The sequence below is a fragment of the Cronobacter sakazakii genome (genome assembly GCF_000982825.1).
Lineage (GTDB): Bacteria > Pseudomonadota > Gammaproteobacteria > Enterobacterales > Enterobacteriaceae > Cronobacter > Cronobacter sakazakii.
The window spans coordinates 3188099-3200704 of sequence record NZ_CP011047.1 but is presented as its reverse complement, the minus strand read 5'-3'; the positions used below and the strand labels follow the sequence as shown (position 1 = coordinate 3200704).

Annotated in this window: 14 protein-coding genes; 7 read left to right on the top strand and 7 right to left on the bottom strand. The window is 58.3% G+C overall.

Translation table 11 applies throughout. The features are described from left to right. Positions 1-9 precede the first annotated feature (9 nt). Positions 10-1599 (bottom strand): Tar ligand binding domain-containing protein, encoded by a 1590-nt coding sequence (locus CSK29544_RS15270; RefSeq protein ID WP_007867880.1) that lies wholly within the window; start codon positions 1597-1599, stop codon positions 10-12. A gap of 259 nt (positions 1600-1858) precedes the next feature. Then, positions 1859-3247 carry a succinate-semialdehyde dehydrogenase gene (gene sad, locus CSK29544_RS15260; protein ID WP_007900166.1) on the bottom strand — a complete coding sequence of 463 codons (1389 nt, stop codon included), beginning with the start codon at positions 3245-3247 and terminating at the stop codon, positions 1859-1861. 142 nt (positions 3248-3389) lie between these two features. Here sad and ptrR point away from each other — a divergent pair, with 142 nt between their 5' ends. Beyond that, positions 3390-4262 (top strand): putrescine utilization regulator PtrR, encoded by an 873-nt coding sequence (gene ptrR, locus CSK29544_RS15255; protein WP_007900163.1) that lies wholly within the window; start codon positions 3390-3392, stop codon positions 4260-4262. Here the strand turns inward: ptrR and CSK29544_RS15250 are convergent. Beyond that, positions 4222-4695, bottom strand: a complete 474-nt coding sequence (locus CSK29544_RS15250) for a GNAT family N-acetyltransferase (protein ID WP_007900160.1) — start codon at positions 4693-4695, stop codon at positions 4222-4224. The two genes, ptrR and CSK29544_RS15250, sit on opposite strands and share 41 nt — an antisense overlap. 169 nt (positions 4696-4864) lie before the next feature. On the opposite strand from CSK29544_RS15250, the gene CSK29544_RS15245 reads away from it, so the two are divergent. Further along, complete coding sequence (locus CSK29544_RS15245) at positions 4865-5809, top strand: L-lactate dehydrogenase (protein WP_007900154.1); 945 nt, start codon at positions 4865-4867, stop codon at positions 5807-5809. Between the two features lie 35 nt (positions 5810-5844). Here CSK29544_RS15245 and CSK29544_RS15240 read toward each other — a convergent pair whose 3' ends face one another. After that, positions 5845-6642: a PhzF family phenazine biosynthesis protein gene (locus tag CSK29544_RS15240; RefSeq protein WP_007900151.1), complete on the bottom strand. Its 798-nt coding sequence runs from the start codon at positions 6640-6642 to the stop codon at positions 5845-5847. Positions 6643-6852: 210 nt separating this feature from the next. Here CSK29544_RS15240 and CSK29544_RS15235 point away from each other — a divergent pair, with 210 nt between their 5' ends. The 4 genes from CSK29544_RS15235 to marB all read left to right on the top strand — a co-directional run bounded on the left by CSK29544_RS15235 (position 6853) and on the right by marB (position 9409). Beyond that, complete coding sequence (locus CSK29544_RS15235; RefSeq protein ID WP_007900148.1) at positions 6853-8052, top strand: sugar transporter; 1200 nt, start codon at positions 6853-6855, stop codon at positions 8050-8052. 246 nt (positions 8053-8298) lie between these two features. Beyond that, positions 8299-8733 carry a multiple antibiotic resistance transcriptional regulator MarR gene (gene marR / locus CSK29544_RS24350; RefSeq protein ID WP_004384919.1) on the top strand — a complete coding sequence of 145 codons (435 nt, stop codon included), beginning with the start codon at positions 8299-8301 and terminating at the stop codon, positions 8731-8733. Positions 8734-8751: 18 nt separating this feature from the next. Further along, complete coding sequence (gene marA / locus CSK29544_RS24345; RefSeq protein WP_004384918.1) at positions 8752-9126, top strand: MDR efflux pump AcrAB transcriptional activator MarA; 375 nt, start codon at positions 8752-8754, stop codon at positions 9124-9126. A gap of 70 nt (positions 9127-9196) precedes the next feature. Continuing rightward, the gene (marB, locus tag CSK29544_RS15220) at positions 9197-9409 is read left to right on the top strand and encodes a multiple antibiotic resistance protein MarB (RefSeq protein ID WP_004384917.1); all 213 of its coding nucleotides are present in this window, start codon (positions 9197-9199) and stop codon (positions 9407-9409) included. 27 nt (positions 9410-9436) lie between these two features. Here the strand turns inward: marB and eamA are convergent, their stop codons facing one another. Further along, entirely contained in the window at positions 9437-10333 is an 897-nt protein-coding gene (gene eamA / locus CSK29544_RS15215; RefSeq protein WP_007900143.1) for an O-acetylserine/cysteine exporter, read from the bottom strand. Positions 10334-10540: 207 nt separating this feature from the next. Here eamA and ydeE point away from each other — a divergent pair, with 207 nt between their 5' ends. Further along, the gene (gene ydeE, locus CSK29544_RS15210) at positions 10541-11734 is read left to right on the top strand and encodes an efflux MFS transporter YdeE (protein ID WP_007900141.1); all 1194 of its coding nucleotides are present in this window, start codon (positions 10541-10543) and stop codon (positions 11732-11734) included. A gap of 38 nt (positions 11735-11772) precedes the next feature. Here the strand turns inward: ydeE and CSK29544_RS15205 are convergent, their stop codons facing one another. Both CSK29544_RS15205 and CSK29544_RS15200 read right to left on the bottom strand, forming a co-directional pair. Next, entirely contained in the window at positions 11773-12183 is a 411-nt protein-coding gene (locus CSK29544_RS15205) for a hypothetical protein (protein ID WP_029039117.1), read from the bottom strand. 81 nt (positions 12184-12264) lie between these two features. After that, positions 12265-12579: a DUF1493 family protein gene (locus CSK29544_RS15200; RefSeq protein WP_007900139.1), complete on the bottom strand. Its 315-nt coding sequence runs from the start codon at positions 12577-12579 to the stop codon at positions 12265-12267. Positions 12580-12606 lie beyond the last annotated feature (27 nt).

The following is a 12606-nucleotide window of genomic DNA, read 5'->3' as shown; positions in this document are numbered from 1 at the left end:
ATAGCAATCTCAGGCGGAAAGACGAAAGCGCGAGACGGCTTCCGTGAGCCTGCGCGATTCATCACGCAGGCGCAGCGATGCCTGGGTGGTGTGCTGCACCAGCGTCCCGGTCTCGCCCGCCACTTGGTTGAGCGCGCCGATGCGCTGCGTTACCTGATGAATGCTGTCGCCCTGATTGACGGTCGCCACGGCGATTTCGCCAAGCAACCCCGTCAGATGGCTCACCAGCGCCATCACCCGCCCCAGATTCTCTTCAAGCTTCGATACCGCCTGCGAGCCTTTCTCGATTCCCTGCAACGAATGATGGATAAGTTCCTGAATGGTCTGCGTCGAATGGCTGCTCTTACGCGCCAGCAGCCCGACCTCTTTTGCCACCACGGCGAAACCGCGGCCGTGATTTCCGGCGTGCGCCGCTTCAATGGCGGCATTAAGCGCGAGAATATTGGTCTGGAACGCGACGCTTTCGATCATCGCCACGATCCCGCGCATCTCCGAGGAACGCGAGACGATATCCTGCATCGAGTGGTTCACCGTCACCATCATTTCATCGCCGCCTGCGGCCACCCCACGCGCTTCATCGGCGCGGGCGTTCGCCACGCGGGCGTATTCGCTGTTCTCTTCCACGTGCGCTTCCAGCGTTTCGATATGCTCGGTGACTTTTCGCAACTCTTCCGCCTGCAGTGCCGACTGACTGAAAAGCTGCTCGTTGCCCGCCGCCAGCTCGCCGATATTGGCAACCATCGCGGACGTCGCCTCGCGTACCTCGTTAACCAGCTGTTGCAGCCCGCCCTGCATCTGGCCGATGCTCTGGCTCAGCTCCGCCATCTCGCGGTTAACCAGCGTATCTGACGGCAGCGGCGTGCCAAGATCGCCTGCCGCCAGCCGGTTGATATGGGTGATAAGCCTTCTTAGCGGGCGGATCACCCACACCGCCATACTGCGCCACACCAGCAGCGCAATGGCGAGCAGCACGCCGAGCGCCATAATAAACAGCCGCTGCGCCTGCTCAAGACCGCCCAGCAGCTCGCGGCTGTCGCGGTCCGCACGCTGCGCGTTGGCGCTTTGATAGCGGGCGAAGTTGTCGTTGAAATCGGCCTGAAATGCCTGCACCGGCACCGCGAAAAACGCGTCAATGCTGTTGGTGCTGACAAGGCCGTCCGCCTGCTCTTTCAGCGCGCCATAAAAATTTTCATAGCTCGCCTTTAAGGGATCGTCTTTCGCCGGGTTAAGTTTGCCGTAGCGCTCAAACGCCGCATGGGAGCGTTTCAGCGCGGCCTGCGCCTCATCCATCAGGCTGTTCCAGCTCCCCACCGAGCCGGTTTCTTTATCCTGCATAAAGTAGATGCCTGCACGGTTCAGTAAGTCACTTGCCATCAGGAGCGTGACGCGGGCGTCATCCATCGCCGCCTGCTGCTGGCGCTGCGCCTCGCGGTGCTGGACCTGCTGCTGCGTGTCGCCAAGCAGCGATGAGAGCATCAGTGTGGAGAGAATTTGCAGTGCGGAGAAGAGCGTAATAACACACAGAATACCGGCCATCAGCCCGAAGCGAGTGCGCGGCACGACGCGCCGGATGGCGCGGGAAATTTTAGTTAGGTTCATGTTTTTCTTCGTTAAACAGCGAAAACCTCCGCGAGTCTACAAAGCAAAAATGACAGAACCATGTCACGGATATGACAAAGGGCCGCATGAGCGGCCCCTTACTCCCAGGACGGGTAAGCGAAACGCACCCGCCGGTCAAACTGAACCACGGCCACCGTAGGGCGGGTAAGCTCCCAGGGCGGGTAAGCGAAGCGCACCCGCCAGTCAGGCTGAACCACTGCGCGGCCCGGCGGGATAACGCTTTTATTCACCGCACCGTTTAACGGCGGTTTTTCCACACAGTCTGGATATTACAGAACTCATGCAGGCCAAAGTGCGACAGCTCGCGGCCAAAGCCGCTCTTCTTCACGCCGCCAAACGCCACGCGGGCATCGCTCGCGCAGTAGCCGTTAATAAAGACGCCGCCGCACTCCAGACGCGCCGCGAAATCCTCCGCGCGGGCGTCATCGGCGGTCCAGACGGTCGCGCACAGGCCAAATTCGCTTTCATTCGCCAGCTCCAGCGCCTGTTCGGCGTCGCGCGCCACGCTAATGGCTGCCACCGGCCCGAACAGCTCCTGACGAAACGCGGTCATCTCGCGCGTCACGTTGCCAAGCACCGTCGGCGCGTAGAAATTCGCCGCACCAGCAACTTTCTCGCCACCCAGCAGCAGCGTCGCGCCTTCGCTGAGCGTCGCCATCACCTGCGCATGCAGCTCGTCACGCAGATCAAAACGCGCCATCGGGCCCAGGAACGTGGTTTCGTCGGTCGGCGCGCCCATTTTCAGCTGCTGCGTGGCGGCCACGAATTTTTCGGTAAAGGCATCGGCGATGCTCGCTTCGACGATAAAACGCTTGGAGGCGGCGCACACCTGTCCGGTGTTCTGGTAGCGCCCCGCCACCGCCGCTTTCACGGCCTCGTCGAGATCGGCGTCCGCCAGCACGATGAAAGGATCGGAACCGCCCAGCTCCAGCACGCATTTTTTCAGCGCCGCGCCCGCCTGCGCGCCGATTGCGGCACCCGCTCGTACGCTGCCGGTCACGGTAACGGCGGCGATACGCGGATCGTTAATCGCCTGGCTCACCCCGTCGTTGGTGGCGTTAATCACCTCGAACACGCCGGCCGGCACGCCCGCGTCTTCAAAAATTTCATTAATCAGCAGCGCGCAGCCCATCACGTTCGGCGCATGCTTAAGCAGATAAGTGTTGCCCGCCAGCAGGATCGGTACCGCGCCGCGCATCACCTGCCACAGCGGGAAGTTCCACGGCATGACGGCAAGCACAGGCCCGAGCGGACGGTATTCAATCACCGCCTGCTGGTTTTCCACCAGCGTCGGCTCCGTCGCGAGCATCGCCGGGCCATGTTCGGCGTACCAGTCGCAGAGCGCGGCGGATTTCGCCACTTCGCCGCGTGCCTGAAGGATCGGTTTACCCATTTCGGCGGTGATCATCTGCGCCAGCTCTTCACTGCGCGCGCGCAGTGCATTGCCGATGTTACGCAGCGTCTGCGCGCGTTCATCAATACGGCTGGCGCGCCAGCGGCGAAAGCCTTCGCTTACGCGGGTAATAGCCAGCTCGACCTGTTCAGCGCTTGCCAGCGGGTACGCCGCCAGGGTTTCGCCGGTGGCCGGGTTTACGGAAATCGCATGGGTTGCAGGGGAAATGCTCATCAATGGGCCTCTCACTTATGAATTGTTATCGGTGACGCTTTTTTACACCAGACATGTCAAAACCTCTGGTATAGCCTGGCCTGCTCTGGTATTTCTGAAAAGTGAATAATATTGACGATTCCATTCACCCGGAGAGAATGCGATGGATTTAACCCAGCTTGAGATGTTTAACGCCGTGGCCGAAACCGGCAGCATCACGGCCGCCGCCCAGCGCGTTCACCGGGTGCCGTCTAACCTGACCACCCGCATCCGCCAGCTTGAAGAAGATCTGGGCGTGGATCTGTTTATCCGCGAGAACCAGCGCCTGAAGCTCGCGCCCGCCGGGCATAGTTTTCTTGACTACAGCAAACGCATTCTGGCGCTGGTGCAGGAGGCGCGGGAGGTGGTCTCCGGCGACGAGCCGCAGGGGATTTTCTCGCTCGGATCGCTTGAGAGCACCGCGGCGGTGCGCATTCCCGCTGTGCTGGCCGCCTTTAACCAGCGCTATCCGAAAATTCAGTTCGATCTGGCGACCGGCCCGTCGGGCACCATGATTGACGGCGTACTGGCGGGCGAACTGAGCGCGGCGTTTGTCGACGGCCCGGTGTTGCACCCGAATCTGGAAGGTATGCCGGTCTATCAGGAAGAGATGATGCTGGTGGCGCACGCGAATCACCCTGAGGTCACGCGCGCGCAGGAGATTAACGGCGCGAGCATCTACGCCTTTCGCGCGAACTGCTCTTACCGGCGGCATTTCGAGAGCTGGTTTAAAGAAGATCAGGCGATGCCGGGCAAAATCCACGAAATGGAGTCTTACCACGGCATGCTGGCGTGCGTGGTGGCGGGTGCCGGTGTGGCGATGATCCCGCGCAGTATGCTGGAGAGTATGCCAGGCAGCCATCAGGTGCAGGCGTGGCCGCTGGCCGATAAATGGCGCTATATCGATACCTGGCTTATCTGGCGGCGCAGGGCGAAAACCCGTCAGCTCGACGCCTTTACAGAACTGCTGCCGTGTCTGACACCCGCTTTCGCATAAACACACTCAGCGGATCGGGCTGATAAGGCGCAAACGGTGCGGTGTGCGTATAGCCGCAGCGCTCATAGAGCTTCACCGCCGCATGCTGGTGAATGCCGGTTTCCAGTTGCAGAGTGTGGCAGCCGCGTGAGCGCGCGGCGGCTTCCAGCGCCGCCATGAGTTTTTCGCCGAGCCGCTGCCCGCGGTGGCGCGCATCGATATACACCCGCTTAATTTCTCCAGAGCCGTCAGCATTCAGCATCACCGCGCCGCAGCCCACCGCCTCGCCCTGATGGCGGATCACCATAAAAATCATCTCATCTTCGGGGATATCGGCGAGATCAACCAGATGGTTGCTCTCTGCCGGGTACAGCGTGCTCTGGTACGCGTCCAGGGCGGCAATCAGCGCCCGGCTTTCAGCGCTGCCTGGCGCTTCGGCGGTTATCGGGTACATAGCGGCTCCTTGTTTGTTTTTATTAGCTTTACCGGTTGCGCGTGCCGCCGACAACCCGCCGGTCAGACGATTGTCTTATGATGCGCGCTTTAATACACAATGGGGATTTCCTGGCACCGGGTTGTGCAGGTACTCTGTGCGGCGAAATGGGTTAACAAGGAATGACGCCATGAATAACAGAGCACGAAAAGTGATGATTATCGGTGCGGGCAACGTGGGCACCGCTGCCGCCTGGGCCTTACTCAACCAGAATATCGGCGAGGAGCTGATTCTGGTGGATCTCGACGCCGCTCGCGTCGAAGGGCACTGCCAGGACTTGCGCGACGCCGCCGCGTATATGCCGGGGATGATTAAAATCTCCACCCGCCAGGCGCAGGAGTGCGCGGATGTCGATATCGCGGTGATCACCGTTTCCGGCGGCGCGCTGAAGCCCGGCCAGACGCGCCTTGACGAGCTGACCAACACCGCGCGCATCGTCGGCCAGATAGTCCCACAGATGATGGCGGGCGGCTTTAACGGCATTTTCCTCATCGCCACCAACCCGTGCGATATCATCACCTGGCAGGTGTGGAAGCTCTCCGGCCTGCCGCGCAACCAGGTGATTGGTACCGGCGTCTGGCTCGACACCACCCGCCTGCGCCGCTCGCTTGCCGAAGCGCTGGATATCGGCCCGCAAAGCATCGACGCCTTTATTCTGGGTGAACATGGCGACACCCAGTTCCCGGTCTGGTCGCACTCTTCCGTCTATGGCTCGCCGGTCGCGCAGGTTTACGAGCGCAAAACGGGTACGCCGCTGGATACCGCAGCGCTTGCCGAGCGCGTGCGCAGGCTGGGCTTTGAGATTTACGCCCGCAAAGGCTGTACGGAATATGGCATCGCGGGCACTATCGCGGAGATCTGCCGCAATATCTTCACCGGCAGCCACCGGGCGCTGGCGGTATCGTGCATTCTTGACGGCGAATATGGCGTCGACAACGTGGCGATAGGCGTTCCGGCGGTACTGGCCCAGAACGGCGTGCAGCAGATTATCGAACTGCAGCTGGAAGGCGAGGAGCAGGCGAAGTTTCAGCATTCGGTCACGGTGATTAAAGAGAATATCGCCCGTCTGCCCTGAGCATGAAAACGGCGCCCGCTACGGGCGCCGAAGCATCAGCGCAGCAATACCTGGCCGATAAGATAAGTCACCGCCTGGCCGCCAATCAGCACCCGATCGCCCTGCCATTCACAACGTAAATCCCCGCCCCGCGCCGAGACCTGACGCGCCAGCATCGACGTTTTGCCAAGCTTCTCGCCCCAGAACGGGATCAGCATACTGTGCGCGGAACCGGTCACCGGATCTTCCGCCACGCTCTCGCCGGGGCAGAAAAAGCGGCTGACGAAATCATACGGGCCGCCGGGTGTGCCGGGCGCGGTGACGCAAACCTGTTTGCCGAGCGGTATCAACGCGTGAATATCCGGAGTCAGCGCCTCTACCTGCGCCTGAGTCTGGAGCTCCACCAGATAGTCTCGATACGCCGCCACCGACACCGCGCCGTCAATCCCCAGCGCGCTCAGCAGCAGCGCGGGCGCGTCCACCGGCTGCGCCTGCCACGCCGGAAAGTTCAGCGTCAGCCAGTCACCGCGGCGCGTGACGGTCACCTCGCCGACAAAGCGCGTCGAGAAGCGGATTTCACTGTGCGGGTAATCAAGATGCTCGAAAATCACATGCGCGGCGGCAATCGTGGCGTGGCCGCAGAGGTTGATTTCATAGCGTGTGGTAAACCAGCGCAGTTCGAAGCCGTCGTCAGTGCGCACAAAAAACGCGGTTTCTGACTGGTTATGCTGCCGCGCCATCAGGAGCAGCGTTTCATCCGGCAGCCATTCGCTTAACGGACAGACCGCCGCCGCGTTGCCGCTGAAGGTTTTATCGGCGAACGCGTCCACCATATAAAAATCAACTGATTGCATTGTTATCCCCGCCCTGTTTTTAGTCGTTGCTGTTTTTACACCCTAACACGCGGTCTGTTATCCGGGACGGCAATTGCGTTTCTGCCGCGTCGTTTGTTACATGCTGGGTGTAAAAGTGAGATTTACGTCACAAAATGGTTGTATCCCGGCAGGCGAAAGTTTTAAGATCGCTCGCTTCTTATTCACTTCTGACCAGCGCGAATCTTTTCTATGACGATGAATACAGTCTCTCGCAAAACCGCGTGGCTGCGGGTGGTTACGCTTGCGGTCGCAGCATTTATTTTTAATACCACCGAGTTTGTGCCGGTGGGTCTGCTCTCTGATATCGCCGCGAGCTTCCATATGGAATCCGCGCAGGCGGGCATTATGCTGACGATCTACGCCTGGGTGGTGGCGCTGATGTCGCTGCCGTTTATGCTGCTGACAAGCCAGGTGGAGCGCCGCAAGCTCCTGATTGCGCTGTTTGTGGTGTTCATCGCGAGCCATATGCTGTCGTTTATGGCCTGGAGCTTCGAGGTGCTGGTGATTAGCCGTATCGGCATCGCCTTCGCCCATGCGATTTTCTGGTCGATTACCGCGTCGCTGGCCATTCGTCTGGCCCCGCCGGGCAAACGCGCCCAGGCGCTGAGCCTGATTGCGACCGGCACCGCGCTGGCATCGGTACTCGGCCTGCCCATCGGGCGCATCGTCGGGCAATATTTCGGCTGGCGCACCACGTTTTTCGCCATCGGCATCGGCGCGCTGATTACGCTCGCCTGCCTGGTGAAACTGCTGCCAAAAATCCCGAGCGAACACTCCGGCTCTCTTGCGAGCCTGCCGGCGCTGTTCCGTCGCCCGGCGTTGCTGTGCATCTATGTGCTGACCGCCGTGGTGGTGACCGCGCACTTCACGGCCTACAGCTATATTGAGCCGTTCGTGCAGAACGTCGCGGGCCTGAGCGAAAACTTCGCCACCTTCCTGCTGCTGGTGCTCGGCACCGCGGGCATTATCGGCAGCGTGATTTTCGGCAAGCTCGGCAACCTGCACGCCTCCGGGCTTATCAGTAGCGCCATCGGCGTACTGGTTATCTGCCTGCTGCTGTTGCTGCCCGCCTCGCACAGCGCTGTAAACCTGACCATTCTCAGCGCGTTCTGGGGTATTGCGATTATGCTTATCGGCCTCGGTATGCAGGTGAAAGTGCTGGCGCTGGCCCCGGACGCCACCGATGTGGCGATGTCGCTCTTCTCCGGCATCTTTAACATCGGTATCGGCGCGGGCGCGCTGGTGGGCAACCAGGTGAGCCTGCAACTCTCGATGTCGTCCATCGGTTATATGGGCGCTATTCCGGCGCTGGTCGCGTTTATCTGGGCGATTGTGATTTTCCGCCGCTGGCCGGTTCAGCTTCCTGAGGAACAACCGCACCACGGTTAATCTTAACGCCGCCGCTTCAGGCGGCGTTTTTTTATTCTTTTTTCTCTGTTTTCACCGCTTAACGTTACGCCTTTCGCGCTTAACAGGCGCGCGCTATCGCAGCGATAGTCCTTACCTTTCCTTTGATTTTGAAGGGTTTTTAACACGTTTTAGCAGATCGTGTGATCGCGAAAATCATTCGGTTGACTTATGTTTGCCTAGGCAATAATATCTCGCGTGACTAATCTACTTGCCTGGGCAACTATGTTGGAAAATAACAGCGATCTGTTTAACGAGATTATTCCTTTAGGACGACTGATTCACCTGGTGAATCAGAAAAAGGATCGCCTGCTCAATGAGTACCTTGCGCCGCTCGATATCACGGCAGCGCAGTTTAAGGTGCTCTGTTCCATTCGCTGTCCTGGCCGCATCACGCCAGGGGAGCTGAAAAAAGTGCTCTCAGTAGATTTAGGTGCTCTGACGCGCATGCTGGATCGTCTGGTATGCAAGGGCTGGGTGGCGCGTCTGCCTAACCCTAACGATAAACGGGGCATCCTGGTTGAGCTCACGGAAGAAGGCGCGGTGCTGTGTGAACAGTGCCACCAGCTGGTAGGACAAAACCTGCATCAAGAATTAACAAAAAACCTGACGGCAGACGAAGTGGCGACCCTCGAATACCTGCTTAAAAGGGTGCTGCCGTAACAGCAAAGAGGTAAGACGATGTCCAGACGCAACAATGATGCCATTACTATTCATAGCATTTTGGACTGGATTGAAGATAACCTGGAATCCCCCCTTTCCCTTGAGAAAGTGTCGGCGCGTTCGGGTTACTCGAAATGGCACCTGCAACGCATGTTCAAAAAAGAGACCGGTCACTCGCTGGGCCAGTATATCCGCAACCGGAAACTGACCGAGATTGCCCTCAAACTCAAAGAGAGCGACGAACCGATTCTTTATCTGGCCGAGCGCTATGGGTTTGAATCCCAGCAGACGCTGACCCGCACGTTTAAGAACTATTTCTCCGTGCCGCCGCATAAATATCGCGTGACGCGGATGCCGGGCGAAGGCAAGTACCTCCACCCGCTGAATCACTGAGTAGTTAAAGAACGCCGACGGCGGCATTCCGCCGTTACACTTCTCCTTTCGGGAGATAACCGAGGAAATTATGAAATCCGTCACGTGCGCCGCTGCGCTGTTGCTGGCGTTGACCTCCGGCTATGCGCTGGCAGGCAGCCCCAAAACTGACGCGTGCGCCGGGGACACCAGCACAATGATGGTGCCGATTGAGCATCATGAATCGCTGGATCTCAGCCATCGCAGCGCAGGCAGCGATAAATCAGACGAACTGGGTGTGCCGTACTACAACCAGTCGCGTTAAGAAAAACCGGGCTTTGGCCCGGTTTTTTTATGCGCTGCGCACCGCTCGCCGTACCCGCCAGCCAAAGACGTTGATATAAAGCCCCGCCATCACCAGCAGCGCGCCAATAATCTGCAATACCGAGAGCCGCTCATCCAGCAGCAGCGCGGCGCTGGCAAGCCCCACCACCGGCACCAGCAGTGAAAGCGGCGCCACGCGCCAGGTCTCATAACGCCCGAGCAGCGTGCCCCAGATGCCATAACCGAGAATAGTCGCGATAAAGGCCAGATAAACCAGCGACAGCACCGTCACGCTGTCGATATTCACGAGACTCTGCACCACCGCATCCGCGCCGTCGAACACCAGGCTCGCCGCAAAAAACGGCAGCACCGGGATCAGCGCGCTCCACACCACCAGCGACATCACCGCAGGCGGCGTCGGCAACTGCATGATTTTTTTGTTGAAGATATTGCCGCACGCCCAGCTCAGCGCCGCGGCGAGCGTCAGCATAAAACCGGTCAGCGCCACATGCTGGCCGTTAAGGCTGCCCTCAATCAGTACCAGCATCCCGCCGACGGCGAGCGCAATGCCGGTGAGCTGTTTAGCCTGCAGACGTTCGCGAAAGGCAAACACGCCGAGCACAATGGTGAAAAACGCCTGCGCCTGCAGCACCAGCGAGGCGAGGCCCGCGGGCATGCCGAACTTAATGGCGCTAAAGAGAAACGCGAACTGCCCGAAGCTTATCGTCAGTCCGTAGCCGAGCAGCAGCCGAAACGGCACTTTCGGGCGGGCGACAAACAGCAGCGCGGGAAAGGCGACGAGCAAAAACCGCAGCCCCGCCAGCAGCAGCGGCGGCATGGCGTGTAAACCGACTTTAATTACGACGAAATTCAACCCCCAGGCCAGCACCACCAGCAGCGCCAGCAGCCCGTCTTTACGCGTCATCCCCTGCCCCTGTTATTTATTAAAATTATGTTAATACTTCACCATACCGGAATCTTAAGGTGAGAGACAGATCACTAATTTATGGGGGGAACGTAAAGCACTTCTGAACACCCCACAGGGTGTACAGCGCCCGGATGGCATGTTATTGCTTTAAAAGAGGCCTGAACAGGCGCTCGCTCCCGCTCACCCGATAAAAAAGATAAGAAAATGTTATCAAAGAAAACGCGTTCCACCGTCGCGCTGCTGGGCTCGTCGTTAATGTTGACCATTGGCCGCGGCGCCACGCTGCCGTTTATGGCGATCTATCTCGCGAAACGCTTCGCGATGTCGGTCGATGAAATTGGCGTCGCGCTAACGAGCGCGATGACCGCAGGCGTTTTTTTCAGCCTGGCGTTTAGCGTGTTCGCCGACCGCTTCGACAAAAAGCGCTATATGCTCATCGCTATCGCCATCTTTGTGGCGGGCTTTGTGGCGATCCCGCTGATGCATAACGCCCTGCTGGTGATCCTCTTTTTCGCCATCATTAACTGCGCGTATTCGGTGTTTTCTACCGTGCTGAAGAGTTATTTCGCCGATACGCTGGGCGCGGCGGCCAAGGCGCGTATTTTCTCGCTTAACTACACCTTTCTGAATATCGGCTGGACGGTGGGCCCGCCCGTCGGCACGCTGCTGATGGTCTATGGCCTCAATATGCCGTTCTGGCTCTCGGCGGTGACCTCTGGCATTACCTTTGTGGTTATCAGTATTTTTGTGCAGCGCGTGGCACCAGCGCATGAGCAGGCCGACGCTCCCTCAGGCCCGCCGCCGCTCTCGCTGCTGTGGCGCGACCAGCGTCTGCTGTGGTTCACCGGCTCGGCGTTTCTCGGCTCGCTGGTGGCCGGCTCCTTTGCCGTTTGTATTTCGCAATATGTCTTAACCTTTTCCGACAGCGCGCTGGCGCAGCAGGTTGTCGCAGTGGTGCTGCCGGTCAACGCCGTTCTTGTGGTTTCGCTGCAGTACCTGGTGGGCAGAAAACTGCGCGCCGACAATTTAAGCCGCCTGATGCTCTTCGGCACCGTCTGCTTTATTCTCGGCCTCGGCGGCTTTCTGATGTCGGGCACCAATCTCTGGATGTGGGGCGCGGCGGCGGCGGTCTTTACGCTTGGCGAAATCATCTATGCGCCGGGTGAATATATGCTGATCGACAATATTGCCCCGCCGGGCCTGAAAGCCGGTTACTTCTCCGTGCAGTCGCTCGGCTGGCTGGGCGCGGCGTTCAACCCGATGTACAGCGGCTTTGTGCTGACCACGCTGCCGTCATGGTCGCTGTTCGCGTCGCTGATGGTTTTCGCAGCTATGGCGTATCTGATGATGGTAAAAGGCATGCGCGTGAAAGCCGTTGGGGTGATGCAACCGGGCTGAGTGAAGTGCGGGCCGGGTAAACGCCTGGCCCGCACGTTTTATAGCGGAGGGATTTTGAGTAAAACGGCGACCTGTCGATAGACCACATATTTCATAAAAAGCATCAGCCCACCACCGAGTAGCCAGTAAAAGCTTAACAATATACAGAGTATGAAATGTGTTGAGCCACCGAAGCCGAGGAGCATTACCGGTATTAAAAGCATCAGCAACAAATGCCCTTTCATTAAGCGAAGCGGTAATAACGCCATTATAATGAATGCTGGAAATATGCCATACCACAAGGTTAAATTAAGCGAGACTGTCATCCGAACGCTATAAGCTCCATAAAACACCCGCCAGACAAAATAATAGAGCGCATCGTGTAATATGAGTATGCAGGACATGGAAACGAGCACCATTAAGGGCCGGAAAATTATCTCACAGAAGAAACGCCTGAAATCGTTATCCATGATCTTTTATCCTTTTCTGCCAGAATGCGTTCAGTGCGTTTCGTTGATAAATGTAGTGAACTCATCAGAGATGAACGAGATTTATTCATATAACCAGCGCCCCGCCTTTGCGCTCTCCACCAGCATTGCGACGGTGAGAGGTTTATGCGGGTCAGGCTCTTTGCTTCCAAAATAGTCGGGATGAAAATAATCGAGTATTTCAAAGCCGCCTGGCTCAACATGCCAGCGGCGGAAATAGGTTTGCAGTAACGCTTCGTTGTCCTCAAAAACGAGATTCAGGTCGTCTCTGATACGGGTGTCGCGCGTCACGGGATGTTTGGGGCAAAAGAGAAAATACTTTTTGGGGTTATAATCCTGGTTGATGAATTCGATTATTTCTTTCTCAATATTTTGCATTAAAAATCATCCGTTGCGGTCATCAGT